The organism is Micromonospora sp. NPDC023814, assembly GCF_040639595.1.
GTDB lineage: Bacteria > Actinomycetota > Actinomycetes > Mycobacteriales > Micromonosporaceae > Micromonospora.
The window spans coordinates 1-18,585 of record NZ_JBFAAF010000104.1 but is presented as its reverse complement, the minus strand read 5'-3'; the positions used below and the strand labels follow the sequence as shown (position 1 = coordinate 18,585).

3 protein-coding genes are annotated in these 18,585 nt (G+C 76.1%); all 3 read right to left on the bottom strand.

Annotated elements, in window-relative coordinates:
* A partial coding sequence (locus AB0G14_RS32235) for an SDR family NAD(P)-dependent oxidoreductase (RefSeq protein ID WP_357703996.1) occupies positions 1 to 16,477 on the bottom strand: 16,477 nt, incomplete at its 3' end.
* A 323-nt stretch (positions 16,478 to 16,800) separates the two neighbouring features.
* On the bottom strand, positions 16,801 to 17,661 hold the full coding sequence (locus AB0G14_RS32230) for a metallophosphoesterase (protein WP_357703994.1): 861 nt from the start codon (positions 17,659 to 17,661) through the stop codon (positions 16,801 to 16,803).
* 268 nt (positions 17,662 to 17,929) lie between these two features.
* A partial coding sequence (locus AB0G14_RS32225; protein WP_357703992.1) for a phosphopantetheine-binding protein occupies positions 17,930 to 18,585 on the bottom strand: 656 nt, incomplete at its 5' end.

Sequence of the window (18,585 nt, the reverse complement as noted above, 5' to 3'; positions counted from 1 at the left end):
CCGACCGCAGCAGACCCCACACCGCCGCACCCGCCAGATCCGTGACCCGATCCTCGGCACCGACCGAAACCGCGCCCCGGGTCACCACCACCAGCGTCGAGTCCGTCAGCACGTCGGCCGCCAGCCACGCCTGCACGAGGCCCAGCACGTCGGCGGTCACCGTGCGTACGGTCTCCGCCGGGTCGGCGTCGTCGGCGTTCGAGCCGGGCGGCGTGAACAGCAGCAGGCGCGGCGGCGTGATGCCGGCCTCGATCGCGGCCCGTAGCTGCCGGATCGTCTCGGCGGAGGGGCCGCCGGGGACGCCCGGCAGGGCCGGCCCGCCCAGCACGGCCCAGCCCGACGCGTCGTCGACCGGCTCGCCCTCCTCGGCCTGCCAGACCACCTCGAACAGCGAGCGGGACGCCGCGCTGGCGGCGGCCACGCCGGTCAGCTCCCGCAGGACGAGCGAGTCGACCGACACCACCGGCGCGCCCGCCTCGTCGCAGGCGGTCAACCGGACCCCGGAGCCGTTGCGGCTCAACCGCACCCGCAGCACCCCGGCACCCGAGGCGTGCACCTGCACGCCCTCGAACGCGAACGGCACGCGCGGCCCGCCCGACTCCTCCATGCCGGGCAGCAGCCCGATCGGGTGCAGGGCGGCGTCCAGCAGCGCCGGGTGCACCCCGAACCGGGCGGCCTCGGCCGTCGCGTCGTCCGGCAGGACCACCTCGGCGTACACGTCGTCACCACCGGTCCAGACGCGCCGGAGCCCCTGGAAGACCGGCCCGTACCGCAGGCCGTGCTCGACCAGCGCCGGGTACCAGCCCGCCAGGTCCACCTCGGCGGCACCGGCCGGCGGCCAGGCGGCCAGCCGGGGCTCGTCCGCCATCGCCGACTCCAGCACGCCCTCCGCGTGCTGCGTCCAGCCCGCCTCCGGGTCGTCGTCGGGGCGCGAGTAGACGGCGACGGGACGCTGCGGCGTCTCCGACGCGGACACCCGCACCTGGATCCGTACGCCGCCGGACTCGGGGAGCACCAGCGGCACCAGGACCGTCAGGTCGCGCAGCCGGGGCAGGTCCACCTCGTCGCCGGCGCGTACGGCCAGCTCCACCAGCGCCGTGCCCGGGACCAGCGTCACGCCGGAGACGACGTGGTCGGCCAGCCAGGGGTGCGTGGTCAGGGAGATCCGGCCGGTCAGCACGACCTCGTCGTCGCCGGCCAGGTCCACGGCCGCGCCGAGCAGCCCGTGTCCGGCCACACCGAGGCCGGCGCCGGTGACGTCGCCGGCGCGCAGCCGGCCCACGGCCGGCCAGAAGCGCTGCCGCTGGAACGGGTACGTCGGCAGGTCGACCGGGCGGGTCGCGGCCGGGAGGAGGGCGGTCCAGGTGACCGGCGCTCCGTGCACGTGCAGCTCCGCCAGCGCGTTGACCAGCGACACGGGCTCGGGCCGGCCGGGGCGGAGGGTCGCCACGACCGCCGCGGACGGCGTGGCCTCGTCGTCCGGCAGGCAGGCACCCACCATGCCGCCGAGCACCGCGTCGGGGCCCAGTTCGACGAACGTACGCACGTTGCGCTCGCGGAGGGTCGCGACCCCGTCGGCGAACCGGACCGTCTCCCGGACGTGCCGGACCCAGTAGTCGGGGGTGCCGATCTCGTCGGGGTCCGCGACCTGCCCGGTCAGGTTCGACACGATCGGCAGGACGGGCCAGTGGAACGTCAGTGCGTCGAGCACCTGCCGGAACTCGTCCAGCATCGGCTCCATCAGCGGGCTGTGGAACGCGTGGCTGACGGTCAGCCGGCGGGTGCGGACGCCCCGCTCCCGCCAGGTCCGCTCCAGTCCGTCGAGCGCCTCGACGTCCCCGGAGACCACCACGGCGGTCGGGGCGTTCACCGCCGCGACGCCGACCCGGTCGGTGAGCGCGGCGATCGACTCGGCTACCGCCGCCTCGTCCGCCGCCACGGCGAGCATGCCGCCGCCGGCGGGCAGGGCCTGCATCAGCCGGCCACGCGCCGCGACCAGCGCGCACGCGTCGGCCAGGCTGAACAGGCCGGCGACGTGAGCCGCCGCGATCTCGCCGATGGAGTGCCCGGCCACCAGGTCGGGCACGACCCCGAACGACTCGACCAGCCGGAACAGGGCCACCTCGACGGCGAACAACCCCGCCTGCGTGAACACCGTCTGGTCCAACAACTCCGCCTCGGCCGTGCCCCCCTCAGCGAACAACACCTCCCGCAGCGGACGCGGCAGCAGCGGGTCGAGACGACCGCACACCTCGTCCAACGCCGCGGCGAAGACCGGGAAAGCGCCGTACAACTCGCGGCCCGTGCCGGCGCGCTGCGCGCCCTGACCTGAGAAGAGGACGGCGGTCCGCCCGCTCCGGGCGACCCCCCGCACGACGGCGGCGGAGGGCTCGTCGTCCGCCAGCGCGTCGAGGGCGGCGAGCAGGCCGTCGCGGTCGCGGGGCAGCAGCACCGCGCGGTGCTCGAAGGCGGTCCGGCTGGTGGCGAGGGCCCGGCCGATGTCGGCGACGGTCAGGTCCGGCTCGTCGGCGGCCAGGGTCCGCAGTCGGCGTGCCTGCTCGCGCAGGGCGGCGTCGTCGCGGGCGGAGAGGACGCAGGCGACGAGGTCGCCCGGCACCGTCGTGGCTGGCGGCGCGGCCGGCGCCGGGGCGGGTTCCGGCGCCTGCTCGATGATGGTGTGCGCGTTGGTGCCGCTGATGCCGAACGACGACACCGCCGCGCGCCGGGGCCGGTCGGCGGCCGGCCACGGCCGCGCCTCGGTGAGCAGGGCGACTGCCCCGGCGCTCCAGTCGATGTGCGGGGAAGGCTTCTCGACGTGCAGGGTGGGCGGCAGCATGCCGTGCCGCATCGCCAGCACCATCTTGATCACGCCGGCGACGCCGGCCGCCGCCTGGGCGTGGCCGATGTTCGACTTGACCGACCCCAGCCACAGCGGCCGGTCCTGCGGCCGGCCCTGCCCGTACGTGGCCAGCAGGGCCTGCGCCTCGATGGGGTCGCCCAGGGCGGTGCCGGTGCCGTGCGCCTCGACGGCGTCCACGTCGGTCGTGGCGAGCCGGGCGTTGGCGAGGGCCTGCCGGATCACCCGCTGCTGGGCGGGGCCGTTCGGCGCGGTCAGGCCGCTGCTGGCGCCGTCCTGGTTGACCGCGCTGCCACGGACGACGGCGAGGACGCGGTGGCCGTTGCGCTGCGCGTCGGAGAGGCGCTCCAGCAGGAGCATGCCGACGCCCTCGGCGAAGCCGGTGCCGTCGGCGCCCGCGCCGAAGGCCTTGCACCGCCCGTCGGCGGACAGGCCGCGCTGCCGGGAGAACTCGGTGAGCATGCCGGGGGTGGACATGACGCTCACCCCGCCGGCGAGCGCGAGGCGGCACTCGTCCTGCCGCAGCGCCTGGGTCGCCAGGTGCAGCGCCACCAGCGACGACGAGCAGGCGGTGTCGACGGTGACGGCCGGGCCCTCCAGGCCGAACAGGTACGAGATCCGGCCCGAGGCGACGCTGCCGGCGCTGCCGTTGCCGACGTGGCCGCCCAGTTCGTCGGTGGTGCCGGCGGCCTGGGAGGCGTAGTCGTGGTAGATGAGCCCGACGTAGACGCCGGTGCTGCTGCCCCGCGCCGACTGGGGGTCGATCCCGGCCCGTTCGAAGGCTTCCCAGGACGTCTCCAGCAGCAGCCGCTGCTGCGGGTCCATCGCGAGGGCCTCCCGGGGCGAGATCCCGAAGAAGGCGGCGTCGAACTGGGCGGCGTCGTGGAGGAAGCCGCCCTGGCGCGGTACGGAGGTGACGTCCTCGCCGTCGGCGCGCAGGTCGTCCAGGTTCCAGCCCCGGTCGGTGGGGAACGGCGAGATGACGTCGGCGCCGGCGGTGACCACCTCCCAGAGCTGCTCGGGGGTCTGCACGTCGCCGGGGAACCGACAGGCCATGCCGATGATGGCGATCGGCTCGTCGAGGGCGGCGGTCGTGCCGACCGCGGCGGGCCGGTCCGCCGCCGCCGCGCCGCCGAGTTCCTGGTCGAGGAACTCGGCGAGCACCACCGGGGCGGGGTAGTCGAACGCCACGGTCGCGGGCAGCCGCAGCCCGGTCGTGGCGGACAGCCGGTTGCGCAGCTCCACCGAGGTGAGCGAGTCGAAGCCCAGTTCCTTGAAGGCGCGTTGGGTGTCGACGCTCTCCGCCGAGCGGTGCCCGAGCACGGCGGCCACGCTGGCGGCCACCAGGTCGAGCAGGTGGCCGCGCCGCTCCGCGGGGCTGAGCATCGCGAGCCGGTCCCGCACGGAAGCGGTGTCCGCCGGGCCCCGGCCCACCGCGCGCCGGGCCGGGCCGGTGGCCCGGATCAAGTCTCGCAGCAGGCTGGGCACGGCCCGGCCGGCCGGCCGCGACGCCGCCGGTGGCAGGTTCATGAGTACGAGGTGCGCGTCGCCGCGCCGGCGGGCCAGCTCGTAGAGCGCCACGCCCTGCTGGTCGGTCAGCGGGGCGCTGGTGGCGCGGATGGCCTTGCGGTGGTCGGTGCCGCCCAGGTGGGCGGTCATGGCGCTGCTGGTGGCCCACAGTCCCCAGGCGAGGCTGGTGGCGGGCAGGCCCTGCTGGTGGCGGTGCCGGGCGAGGGCGTCGAGGAAGGCGTTGGCCGCCGCGTAGTTGCCCTGCCCGGGCGAGCCGAGGGTGGCCGCCACCGACGAGAACACCACGAACGCGGCCAGGTCCAGGTGCCGGGTCGCCTCGTGCAGCGCCCAGCCGGCGTCCATCTTCGGCGCCAGCACGGCGTGCAGGGCCCGCTCGTCGAGCGAGCCGATGGTCGCGTCGGCGATCACCCCGGCGGTGTGGACCACCGCGGTCAGCGGGTGCGCCGGCTCCACCAGTTCCAGCAGCCGGGTCACCTGCGCGGGGTCGGCCACGTCGGCGGTGCCGACGGTGACCCGGGCGCCCGCACGGGTCAGTTCCTCGACCAGGTCCCCGTACTGCTCCGGGCCGCGGCGGGAGGCCAGCAGCAGGTGCCGGGCCTGGCCGGTGGCGACGAGGTGCCGGGCGAACACGCCGGCGAGGGCGCCGCCGGCGCCGGTGATCAGCACGGTGCCGTCCGGGTCGGCGGGCGCGGGCACCCGCAGGACGACCTTGCCGATGTGCCGGGCCTGGCTGATGTGCCGTAGCGCCTGCCGGGCCTGGCGGACGTCCCACGCCCGCACGGGCAGCGGCCGCAGCGCGCCCTGTTCGAAGAGGGCGAGGACCTCGGTGAGCATCTCGCCGATGCGCCGGTGTCCGGCCTCGTTCAGGTCGAACGCGCGGTACGTCACGCCCGGGTGCTCGGCGGCGACCACGTCCGGGTCCCGCAGATCGGCCTTGCCCATCTCCACGAACCGACCACCACGCGGCAGCAGCCGCAACGACGCGTCGACGAACTCCCCCGCCAGCGCGTCCAACACCACGTCCACCCCGGCACCACCGGTCACCGACGTGAAGGACTGCTCGAACTCCGTCGTCCGCGACGACGCGATCCGCTCCTCGGCCACGCCCAGACCGCGCAGCACACCCCACTTGCCGGGACTGGCGGTGGCGAACACCGTCGCGCCCCAGTGCCGAGCGAGCTGGATCGCGGCCATGCCGACCCCGCCCGCACCGTTGTGGATCAGCACCGACTCGCCGGCCCGCAGACCGGCCAGGTCACGCAGCGCGTAGTACGCCGTCAGGAAGACCACCGGCACGGACGCGGCCTGCGCGAAGGACCAGCCGGCGGGGATCTTCGCGACGAGGTCGCGGGTGGCGATCACCTCGGGGGCGAAGGCGGGCTCGAACATGCCGAGCACCCGGTCGCCCGGCGCCAGGTCGGTCACGCCGGGGCCGACCTCGACCACCACGCCCGCGCCCTCACTGCCCATCACCGCAGCCGGATCCGGATACATCCCCAGACCGATCAACACGTCCCGGAAGTTCACCCCCGCCGCGCGCACCGCGATGCGCACCTGCCCCGCGTCCAGGGCCACGGCCGTGGCCGGCACCATGCCGATCCCGTCCAGGGTGCCGGGGCTGACCGCACCGACCCGCCACAGTCCGGCCGGCGGGACGAGTTCGTCGGCGGCCGGGCCGGCGGGCCGGCCCAGGCGCGGGGTGCGCACCTCGTCGCCGCGTACGGCCACCTGGCCGCCGGTGGCCGACGGGTCCTCGGCCACGCCGGCCAGCACGGCGAGGGTGGCCGGGGTGAGTTCGCCGTCGACGTCGGCGAGGACGATCCGTCCCGGGTGCTCGGACTGCGCGGAGCGCAGCAGGCCCCAGATCGCCGCGCCGGCCAGGTCCCGCAGCGCGTCGGCCGGGGTGGCGACCACGGCGCCGCGGGTCAGCACCACCAGCGTCGTGTCCGCCAGGGCCGCGCTGTCCAACCAGGAGCGCACCGCGTCCAGCACCCCGGCGGTGACCGTACGGACGAGGTCGGGCAGGTTGCCGGCCGGTGTGCCGGCGTCGACCGGAAGGACCAGCGCGCGGGGCGCCTCGACCGACCCAGCCGAGACCGCCGTGGTCACGTCGTCGACGGTCGGGAACACCGGCGTGGCCAGGCCCGCCGGCGCCTCGCCGGCGCCGAGCAGCACCCAGCCGGAGACGTCCCGCGCCGGGGTGACCGGCTCGGGCTGCCACGTCACCTCGAACAGCGACCGCTCCGCGGTCTCCGCACCGGCGGCGTCGCTCATCTCCCGCAGCGCGAGCGACTCCACGGACACCACCGGCGCGCCGGACTCGTCGCCGGCCACCAGCCGGACCCGGGAGCCGGCCCGGGTCAAGCGCACCCGCAGCGTCGTGGCGCCGGAGGCGTGCACCTGCACGCCCTCGAACGCGAACGGCACGCGGGGTCCGCCGGTCCGCTCGGTCAGCAGCAGCCCGACGGGGTGCAGCGCGGCGTCCAGCAGGGCCGGGTGCACGGCGAAGCCGGCGGCGTCGGTGGCCGCCTCGGCGGGCAGGGCGACCTCGGCGTACGCCTCGTCGCCGGCGGTCCACAGCCGGCGCAGGCCCCGGAACGCCGGCCCGTAGGCCAGGCCGCGCTCCGCCAGCGCCGGGTACCAGCCGGCGAGGTCCACCTCGGCTGCCCCGGTCGGCGGCCAGGGGCCCACGGCCGGCTCGTCGGCGGCCTGCTCCAGCAGGCCGTCGGCGTGCCGCACCCAGGCGGCCTCCGGGTCGCCGTCGGGCTGCGAGTGCACCGCCACGGGCCGGGCGTCGGAGCCGTCGGCCGCGCCGACGCGCACCTGCACGCGGATCGCGCCGGCGTCCGGCAGCACCAGCGGCGCGGCGATGGTCAGCTCGCGCACGCGTGACGCGTCCACCTCGTCGCCGGCCCGCACCGCGAGTTCCACCAGGGCGGTGCCCGGCAGCACCACCGCGCCGCCGACCACGTGGTCCGCCAGCCAGGGGTGCGTCGACACCGACAGCCGGCCGGTCAGCACGACCTCGTCGTCACCGGCGAGGCGCACCGCCGCGCCGAGCAGTCCGTGGCCCGCCGCGCCCAGGCCCGCGCCCGACACGTCACCGGCCGCCGACCGGTCGACCGCCGGCCAGAACCGGTCCCGCTGGAAGGCGTACGTGGGCAGGTCGACGGGGGTGGCGCCGCAGCCGGCGAACACCCTCGTCCAGTCCACGGGCACGCCGGCGACGTGCAGGTCGCCGAGGTTGGCCAGCAGTTGGCGCGGCCCGTTCTCGTCGCGGCGCAGCGAACCCGCCACCACGCCCGCGTCGCCGGCACCGGTGGCCCGGTCGAGCGCGTCCTGGACGGCCACCTTGAGCACGGGGTGCGGGCTGACCTCGACGAAGACCCGGAAGCCCTCGTCGACCAGCCGGTCCACCACCGGCCCGAGCCGGACCGGTTCCCGCAGGTTGCGGTACCAGTACTCCGCGTCGAGCTCGGTGGTGTCGATCAGCTCGCCGGTGACGGTGGAGTGGAAGGCGACCGTGGTGGACCGGGGCTCGACCGTGCCGAGCCCGGCCATCACCTCGTCGCGGACCGCGTCGACGTGGCCGCAGTGCGACGCGTAGTCGACGGCGATCTGCCGGGCCCGGATGTCCCGCTCGGCGCAGTGCGCGAGCAGCGCGGTGACCGCCGCCGAGTCGCCGGAGACCACGGTCACGGCGGCGCCGTTGACGGCGGCGACGGAGAGGGTCCCCTGCCACGGCGCGATCAGCTGCTCGGTGTCGGCGGCCGGGAGCGGGACGGAGACCATGCCGCCCCGGCCCACGATCGCCAGCAGGCCGCGGCTGCGCGCCACGACGAGCCGCACCGCGTCGGCGAGGGTCAGCGCGCCGGCGACGCAGGCCGCGGCGATCTCGCCCTGCGAGTGCCCGACGACGGCGGCCGGCTCCACGCCGCACGAGCGCCAGAGCTGCGCCAGGGACACCATGACGGAGAAGAGCACGGGCTGGACGACGTCCACCCGGTCCAGCGGCGGCGCGCCGGGCGCCTCCCGGAGCACGTCCTCCAGGGACCAGTCCACGTGGCGGGACAGCTCGTCCGCGCACTCCCGCATCCGCTGCCGGAAGACCGGGGAGGTGTCCAGCAGGTCCAGCGCCATGCCCGCCCACTGCGAGCCCTGGCCGGGGAAGACGAAGACGACCTTCGGCGTCGCGTCCGTGCCGGTCGGCGCGCCGTCGGCGGCGGCGAGCGCGGCCAGGCGGGCGACGGCGTCGTCCCGGTCGCCGGCCACGGTGACCGCACGGTACGGGTGGTGGGCCCGCCGGGTGGCCAGGGAGAACCCGAGGTCGCGCAGGTCCAGGTCGGCGTCGGCGGCGAGGCGCTCGCCGAGGCGGACGGCCTGCTCGCGCAGGGCGCGGGGGCTGCGGCCGGACACGAGCAGCGGCACGGCGGCGGGCCCGACCAGGCCGGGCAGGTCGTCGGCCGGCGGGGGCGTGGCCGGGGCAGCCTCGGCCGGCGCCTGTTCGATGATTGTGTGCGCGTTGGTGCCGCTGATGCCGAACGACGACACCGCCGCGCGGCGGGGCCGGTCGGCGGCCGGCCACGGCCGCGCCTCGGTGAGCAGGGCGACCGCCCCGGCGCTCCAGTCGACGTGCGGCGACGGCTCGTCCACGTGCAGGGTCGGCGGCAGCATGCCGTGCCGCATCGCCAGCACCATCTTGATCACGCCGGCGACGCCCGCCGCCGCCTGGGCGTGGCCGATGTTCGACTTGATCGACCCGAGCCAGAGCGGCTCCCCGCCGTTCCGGTCCTGCCCGTACGTGGCCAGCAGGGCCTGGGCCTCGATGGGGTCGCCGAGGGTGGTGCCGGTGCCGTGCGCCTCGACGGCGTCCACGTCGGTCGTGGCGAGCCCGGCGTTGGCGAGGGCCTGCCGGATCACCCGCTGCTGGGACGGGCCGTTCGGGGCGGTCAGCCCGTTGGACGCGCCGTCCTGGTTGATCGCGGAGCCGCGCACGACGGCGAGGACGCGGTGCCCGTTGCGCCGGGCGTCGGAGAGCCGCTCCACCAGCAGCATGCCCACGCCCTCGGACCAGCCGGTGCCGTCGGCGCCGGCGGCGAACGCCTTGCACCGCCCGTCCGGGGCCAGCCCGCCCTGGCGGGAGAACTCGGAGAACATGCCGGGCTGTGCCATCAGCGCCACCCCGCCGGCCAGGGCGAGGTCGCACTCCCCGCCGCGCAGCGCCTGGGCGGCGAGGTGCAGCGCGACCAGGGACGAGGAGCAGGCGGTGTCGACGGTGACGGCCGGGCCCTCCAGGCCGAAGGTGTAGGCGACCCGCCCGGAGGCGACGCTGCCCGCCGTGCCGGTCAGCAGGTGCCCCTCGAGGCCGTCCAGGTCGTCGCGGCCGCTGCTGGCGTAGCCGGAGGAGGCGGCGCCGACGAAGACGCCGGTGGCGGTGCCGGTGACCCCGGTGGGGTCGATGCCGGCGTACTCGAAGCTCTCCCAGGCGGTCTCCAGCAGCAGCCGCTGCTGCGGGTCCATCGCGAGGGCCTCGCGGGGGCTGATGTTGAAGAAGCCGGCGTCGAAGTCGGCCGCGTCGTAGAGGAAACCGCCCTGGTCTGTGACGGTGCCGCCGGCCTGGTCGCCGTCCGCGCCGTACAGCCGGTCGAGGTCCCAGCCGCGGTCGGTGGGGAAGCCGCCGATCGCGTCGGACCCGGAGGTGACGAGCTGCCACAGCTGCTCGGGGGTGGCGACGCCGCCGGGGTAGCGGCAGGCCATGCCGATGATGGCGATCGGCTCGTCGGCGTCGCCGGTGCCGACCGTACGCACCGTCGGGCCGGCGCCGGTGGCGTGGCCGAGCTGCTGGAACAGGTGGTCGGCCAGCCGGGCCGGGGTGGGGTGGTCGAAGGCCAGCGTGGCGGACAGCCGCAGCCCGGTCGCGGCGCCCAGGCGGTTGCGCAGCTCCACCGAGGTCAGCGAGTCGAAGCCCAGGTCCTTGAAGGCCCGGGCGGCGGAGACCGCCTGTGCCGAGGCGTGACCCAGCACGGTCGCGGCCTGCCCGCAGACCAGGTCGACCAGCGTCTGCCGGGCGTCCGCCTCGGGCAGGCCGGCCAGCCGGTCCCGCCAGGACGCCCCGGCGGTCGGTCGGTCGGTGGCCGTGCGCCGCCGGCCGGCGGCGCGGACAAGCTGCCGCATCAGCGGCGGCACCTGGCTGGTCTCGCCGGTGAGCTGGAGTCGGGCCGCGACGACGACCGGCGCGGCCGACGGCAGGGCCGCGTCGAGGAGTTCGGCGCCCTCGGCCGGGGAGAGGCCGCTCATGCCGACGCGCCGCAGCCGCTGCTGGTCGTCCCCGTCGAGGTGCGCGGTCATCGCGCTGGCGGTGGCCCACATGCCCCACGCGAGGCTGGTGGCGGGCAGGCCCTGCTGGTGGCGGTGCCGGGCGAGGGCGTCGAGGAAGGCGTTGGCCGCCGCGTAGTTGCCCTGCCCGGGCGAGCCGAGGGTGGCCGCCACCGACGAGAACACCACGAACGCGGCGAGGTCCAGGTGCCGGGTCGCCTCGTGCAGCGCCCAGCCGGCGTCCACCTTCGGCGCCAGCACGGCGTGCAGGGCCCGCTCGTCGAGCGAGCCGATGGTCGCGTCGGCGATCACCCCGGCGGTGTGGACCACCGCGGTCAGCGGGTGCGCCGGGTCGACCCCGGCGATCAGCCCGGTGACCTGCGCGGGGTCGCTGACGTCGACCGCCACGGCGGTGACCTCGGCCCCCGCGTCGGTCAGGTCCCGGACGAGGGTGGCGTAGTCGTCCCCGCCGGCCTGGTCGGGGTGGCGGCGGGAGGCCAGCAGCAGGTGCCGGGCCTGGCCGGTGGCGACGAGGTGCCGGGCGACCACGCCGGCCAGCGTCCCGGCGGCGCCGGTGACCAGCACGGTGCCCTCGGGGTCCACCGGGGCGGGGATGCGGAGCACCACCTTGCCGACGTGCCGGGCCTGGCTGACGTGCCGCAGCGCCTGCCGGGCCTGGCGTACGTCCCACGCCCGCACGGGCAGCGGCCGCAGCGCGCCCTGCTCGAACAGCGCCAGGAGTTCGGCCAGCATCTCGCCGATCCGGGTGCTGCCGGCCTCGTTCAGGTCGAACGCGCGGTACGTCACGCCCGGGTGCTCGGCGGCGACCACGTCCGGGTCCCGCAGATCGGCCTTGCCCATCTCCACGAACCGACCACCACGCGGCAGCAGCCGCAACGACGCGTCGACGAACTCCCCCGCCAGCGCGTCCAACACCACGTCCACCCCGGCACCACCGGTCACCGACGTGAAGGACTGCTTGAACTCCGTCGTCCGCGACGACGCGATCCGCTCCTCGGCCACGCCCAGACCGCGCAGCACACCCCACTTGCCCGGGCTGGCGGTGGCGTGGACGGTGGCGCCGAGGTGGTGGGCGAGCTGGATGGCGGCCATACCGACGCCGCCCGCACCGTTGTGGATCAGCACCGACTCGCCGGCCCGCAGACCGGCCAGGTCGTGCAGCGCGTAGTACGCCGTCAGGAAGACCAGGGGCATCGACGCCGCCTGGGTGAACGACCACCCGGCGGGCATCTTCGCGATCCGCTCCCGCGCGGCGACCGCCTGCGGGCCGAACCCGTACTCGAACATGCCGAGCACCCGGTCGCCGGGCACCAGGTCGGTCACGCCGGGGCCGACCTCGACCACCACGCCCGCACCCTCACTGCCCATCACCGCAGCCGGATCCGGATACATCCCCAGACCGATCAACACGTCCCGGAAGTTCACCCCCGCCGCGCGCACCGCGATGCGCACCTGCCCCGCGTCCAGGGCCACGGCCGTGGCCGGCACCATGCCGATCCCGTCCAGGGTGCCCGGGGCGACGGCGGCCAGGTGCCACGGCCCGGACGACGGCGGCGTCAGCTCGTCGCCCGCCGGCCGCACCAGCCTTGGCACGAGCGTCCGGTCGGCGCGCAGCGCGAGTTGGCCGCCGGAGACCGACGGGTCGACCGCCGCCCCGGCCAGCACGGCGAGGACGGTCCGGTCCAGCTCGCCGTCGACGTCGGCGAGGACGATCCGTCCCGGGTGCTCGGACTGCGCGGAGCGCAGCAGGCCCCAGACCGCCGCCGCCGGCAGGTCGGTGACCTGGTCGTCGTCCCCGGCGGCCACCGCGCCCCGGGTCACCACGACCAGCTTCGCGTCCGCCACCTCGTCGGCGGCGAGCCAGGAGCGCAGCACGTCCAGGACGCCGGTGGTGACCGCCCGCACGGCGTCCGGCACGGCGACGCCGGGGTCGCCGGCCGGCACCGCCAGCAGCACCTGCCGGGCCGGCTGCCCGCTCGCCGCCAGCGCTGCCACGTCGGCATGGACCGGCAGCTCCGGCAGCGCGGCCGGCACCGACCGGCCCAGCACCGCCCACCCGGGGAGGTCGTCGACCGGGACGACGCGCTCGGCCTGCCACGCCACGTCGAACAGCGACCGGGCGGCGGCGCCGTGGGGCGTCACCCCGGTCATCTCCCGCAGCACCAGGGAGTCCACCGACACCACCGGCGTGCCCGCGCCGTCGCAGGCGACCAGCCGTACCCCGGACCCGTCCCGGGTCAGCCGCACCCGCAGCGTCCGGGCGCCCGAGGCGTGCACCTGCACGCCCTCGAACGCGAACGGCACCCGCGGCCCGCTCGCCGACTCCCCGGCGAGCAACAGCGCCACCGGGTGCAGCGCGGCGTCCAGCAGCGCCGGGTGCACCCCGAACGCGGTGGCCTCGCCGGCCGCCTCGTCGGGCAGCGCGACCTCGGCGTACACCTCGCCGTCGGTCGACCAGACCCGCCGCACGCCCTGGAACACGGGCCCGTACGACAGGCCGTGCTCGGCCAGCCTCGCGTACCACCCGGCCAGGTCCACCTCGGTCGCGTCCGCCGGCGGCCACGCCCCGACGGTCGGCTCGTCGGCCGACGTCGGCTCCAGCACACCGTCGGCGTGCCGCACCCACTCGGTGTCGCCGTCCTCCTCGGGCTGGGAGTGGACGGCGACCGACCGGGCGCCGGAGTCGTCGGCCGCGCCGACGCGCACCTGCACGCGTACCGCGCCGGACGCCGGCAGCACCAGCGGCGCGGCGACGGTCAGCTCGCCCACCCGGGACGCGCCCACCTCGTCACCGGCGCGTACGGCCAGCTCCACCAGGGCAGTGCCCGGCACCACCACGGCGCCGGACACGACGTGGTCCGTCAGCCACGGGTGGGTCGACGCCGACAACCGGCCGGTCAGCACCACCTCGTCGTCACCGGCGAGCCGCACCGCCGCGCCGAGCAGCGGATGCCCCGCCACGCCCAGGCCGGCGCCCGTCACGTCGCCGACGCGCCACGGCACCACCTCGGGCCAGAACCGCTCCCGCTGGAAGGCGTACGTGGGCAGGTCGACCCGACGTGCGCCGGTGTCGGCGAACCACTCCTGCCAGGCCACCGGCACGCCGTGCACGTGCAGCTCGGCGAGCGCGGCCAGCAGCGCGTGCGCCTCCGGCCGGTCCCGGCGCTGGGCGGCGACGGCCAGCACGTCGTCGTCGGGCAGGATGTCGGCCGCCATCGCGGTCAGCACGCTCTGCGGGCCGATCTCCAGGAACGTGTCGGCGCCTGCGGCCCGCAGCGCGGTCAGCCCGTCGGCGTAGCGGACGGGCTCGCGGACGTGCCGCACCCAGTACTCCGGGGTGCGGACCTCGTGGGGGTCGGCGAGCGCCCCGGTCAGGTTCGACACCAGCGGCAGCGTGGGCGCGGCGAAGGTCAGCCGCGCGACGATGCCCCGGAACCGCTCCAGCACCGGTTCCATGAGCGGGCTGTGGAACGCGTGGCTCACCGTCAACCGGCGGACCCGCACGCCGCGGTCCCGCCAGGCGCGCTCCACCTCGTCGAGGGCCTCGACGGCGCCGGACACGACGACGGAGGTCGGCCCGTTCACCGCGGCGATCCCGACCCGGTCGGTCAGGCCGGCGATGGACTCCGCCACCGCCGCCTCGTCCGCCGCGACGGCCAGCATCCCGCCGCCGGCGGGCAGGGCCTGCATCAGCCGGCCCCGGGCGGCAACGAGCAGGCAGGCGTCCTCCAGGGACAGCACCCCGGCCACGTGCGCGGCGGCGATCTCACCGATCGAGTGGCCGCCCACGAAGTCCGGCACCACACCGAACGACTCGACGAGGCGGAACAGCGCCACCTCGGCCGCGAACAGCCCGGCCTGGGTGAACGCCGTCTGGTCCAACAGCTCCGCCTCCGGGGTGCCCGGCTCGGCGAACAGCACCTCGCGCAGCGGCTGCGGCAGCACCCGGTCCAGGTGCCGGCACGCCTCGTCGAGCGCGGCGGCGAAGACGGGGAACTCGGCGTACAGCTCCCGGCCCATGCCGGCGCGCTGCGCGCCCTGACCGGAGAAGAGCACCGCCAGCGGACCCCGGTCCCCGGCCCGGCCCGCGACCACCGTGCCCGACGGCTCTCCCGCCGCCAGGGCGGCCAGGCCGCCGAGCAGGCCCGCACGGTCCTCGGCGAGCACCACGGCGCGCTGGTCGAGCGTCGACCGGGACACCACCGACGACCAGCCCACGTCGACCGGGCGCCGCTCGGCTTCGTCGCCCAGCCAGCGGGCCCACCGGTCCGCCTGTGCGGCCAACGCGGCCGGCTGCGCGGCCGACAGCAGCACCGGCGCGACGGCGGGCCGGCGGGGCGCGGCGGCCGGGTCGTCCACGGGTTCGGGGGTCGGGGCCTGCTCCAGGATCAGGTGGGCGTTCGTGCCGCTCATGCCGAAGGACGACACGGCGGCCCGCCGGACGTGGTCGTCGCCCGGCCACGGCCGCGCGTCGTCCAGCAGCGACACCGCCCCCGTCGACCAGTCGACGTGCGGGGACGGCTTCTCGACGTGCAGGGTCGGCGGCAGCACGCCGTGCCGCATCGCCATCACCATCTTGATGACGCCGCCGGCGCCGGCGGCGGCCTGTGGGTGGCCGATGTTCGACTTCAGCGACCCCAGCCACAGCGGCCGGTCGGCGGTCCGGCCCTGGCCGTACGTGGCCAGCAGCGCCTGTGCCTCGATCGGGTCGCCGAGCCGGGTGCCCGTGCCGTGCGCCTCGACCACGTCCACGTCGGACGGCGTGAGCCGGGCGTTCTCCAGCGCCTGCCGGATGACCCGCTGCTGGGAGGGGCCGTTGGGGGCGGTCAGGCCGCTGCTGGCGCCGTCCTGGTTCACGGCGCTGCCCCGGATCACCGCCAGGACGGGGTGCCCGTTGCGTCGGGCGTCGGAGAGCTTCTCGACCAGCAGCATGGCGACGCCCTCGGACCAGCCGGTGCCGTCGGCGTCGGCGGAGAACGCCTTGCACCGGCCGTCGGAGGCGAGCCCCCGCTGGCGGGAGAACTCGACGAAGGCGCCGGGCGTGGCCAGTACGGTGACGCCGCCGGCCACCGCGAGGGAGCATTCGCCGTCCCGCAGGGCCTGGCCGGCGAGGTGCAGCGTGACCAGCGAGGAGGAGCAGGCGGTGTCGATCGTGACGGCGGGCCCCTCCAGCCCGAAGGAGTACGCCAACCGGCCGGACATGACGCTCGCCGCGGTGCCGGTGAGGACGTAGCCCTCGGCGCCCTCGGGCAGCTGCCGCAGCACCGACGTGTAGTCCTGCCCCGCCGTGCCGACGAACACCCCGGTACGGCTGCCCCGCACCGACGTGGCGTCGATGCCCGCCCGCTCGAAGACCTCCCAGGTCACCTCCAGCAGAAGCCGCTGCTGCGGGTCCATGGCCAGCGCCTCGCGCGGCGAGATCCCGAACAGGGTCGGGTCGAACAGGCCGGCGTCCCGCAGGAACCCGCCCCGGTTGCTGTAGGTGGTGCCGGGGTGGTCGGGGTCCGGGTCGTAGAGCCGCTCCAGGTCCCAGCCCCGGTCCTCGGGGAACGTGCCGGTGGCGTCGACGCCGCCCGCGACCAGGTCCCAGAGGTCCTCCGGCGAGGCGACCCCGCCGGGGAAACGGCAGGCCATGCCGACGATCGCGATCGGCTCCGCGTCCTCGTTCTCCAGCTCGCTCAGGCGCCGGCGCGCCAGGCGGAGCTCGGAGGTCACCCACTTGAGGTGTTCGAGGAGCTTGTCTTCGTCCGCCATGACCCACCCGCCCAGAGCTTGCTATCGATCGGAATCTGCCGATTCGCTGACCACACCACCGCCGGCGGCCCGGCTTCGTGCACAGGTGAGTGGGGGCGTGACCGTCCGGCCCATGCGCCCGATCCCTGTTTCCGAATCCGTTCCGTGCCTGCTCAGGCGTCCGTCACGCCGGAGCCCCTCGCCGGCACATTCCCGCCACCGTGAGTGGACGGTACTGAGCACCAATGGCGTCCCCAACCCCTAGAGAACCCCTCATCGGCAGGGCCGGAAGGGCCGCCGTGGCGCGCGGGAAAGAGACCGTCGATCCGCATCGTGCGGGCCGGTCAGGCGGGGTGGCCGGCGGCTGCCGGCAGGATGCGTCGCAGCCGCCCCGGGGGCGTGGCGCGGCGCCGCCACTCCCGCGGGTAGCCCACCGAGACCTCCTCGAACCGCACCCCGTCGTACCACGTGGTGCGCGGGATGTGCAGGTGGCCGTAGACGGCGACGCGGGCGTCGAAGCGGGTGTGCCAGTCCGCGGTGGCCTCGGTGCCGCACCACTGCGCGAACTCCGGGTACCGGAGGATCCGGGTGGGCTCGCGGACGAGCGGGAAGTGGTTGACCAGGACGGTGGGCAGGCCGTTGCGTTCCGTGGTGAGCCGGCGCTCGGTCAGGGCCAGCCGCGCCCGGCACCAGGCGTCCCTCGTCGGATACGGGTCCGGGTGCAGCAGGATCTCGTCGGTGCAGACCACGCCGACCTCGTGGGCCCGCGCCAGGGCCTGCTCCTTGGTGTACGTCCCGGGGGGCCGGAAGCTGTAGTCGTAGAGCAGGAACAGCGGGGCGATCAGCACCGGGTCGCCGCCCTGCGGGTCCCAGACGGGGTACGGGTCCTCCGGGGTGACCACCCCGAGACCTCGGCACAGCTCCACCAGGTGCCGGTAGCGCTCGTCCCCCCGCAACTGGACCGGGTCCTCCCGGGGAGTCCAGAGCTCGTGGTTGCCGGGGGCCCAGATCACCTTCGCGAAGCGCCGGCTGAGCAGTCCCAGCGCCCATTCGATGTCGCTGGCGAACTCCCCGACGTCGCCGGCGACGACGAGCCAGTCGCCGTCCCGCTCCGGCCGCAGCCGCTCGACGATGGCTTTGTTCTCCGCGTGCACCACGTGCAGGTCACTGATGGCGAGCAACTGAGGCAGGCCGGATCCGGCCATGCGGACCTCCCGTCCATCCGGGGTACCGCACGCACCCTCATCCGTACCGTCCGGCTGCCGGTGGGCAGCACGGGACGACCTGAGGGTTCCGACCCTACGGAGCCGGACCCGCGCAGGCACACCCCTAGACAGCCGCCGCGCACCCCTAGGCGGCGGTGACCTGCCGATGTCGGCATCGGCAGGTCACGGGTCCCGCCCGGCGTGCCGCCGCACCCGAGCCGCGCCCGTTGCGGCGCCGCCGCGCTCCGCCCGCCTCGGGCGGGCCCGGTCAGGACTTGCCGAACTCCCGCTGGATGATGTCGAACAGCTCCTCCCGGCTCGCCGACTCCAACTCGTCGCCGGCGGCCGGCGTGGGTGTGGGGGTGGGACGCCCTCGCCACCGGGCCACCAGGTCCTCCAGCCGGCCGATGACCGCGTCGTCGAGCTGGCCGTCCGGCAGCCCGCCGAGGAGTTGGTCGAGGCGCTCGATCTCGGCCACGATCGGCAGCGCCGGCTGCCCGGGCGCCAGCTCGGCCCGCAGGTGAGCGGCCAGCGCGTTCGGCGTGGGGTGGTCGAAGACGAGGGTGGCGGGCAGCCCGATCCCCGTCTCGGCGGTCAGCTGGTTGCGCAACTCGACCGCGGTGAGGGAGTCGAAGCCCAGTTCGAGGAAGCCGCGGCCGGGTCGGATCCCGCTCGGCGTGGCGTGCCCCAGCACCGCCGCCGCGGTGCCGCGGACCAGGTCGAGCAGGATGCGGTCGCGCTCCGGCTCGGAGGCGGCGGCCAGCCGCTCCCGCAGCGCCGACGCCGCCCCGCCGTCATCGCCGTTCGGCCTCTCCTCGACCTGCGCGGGCTGTGCCTCGGGGATTTCGGTGAACAACCGGCTCGGCCGCAACGCCGTGAACGACGACACAAACCGATCCCACCGCACATCCGCCACCACCACCT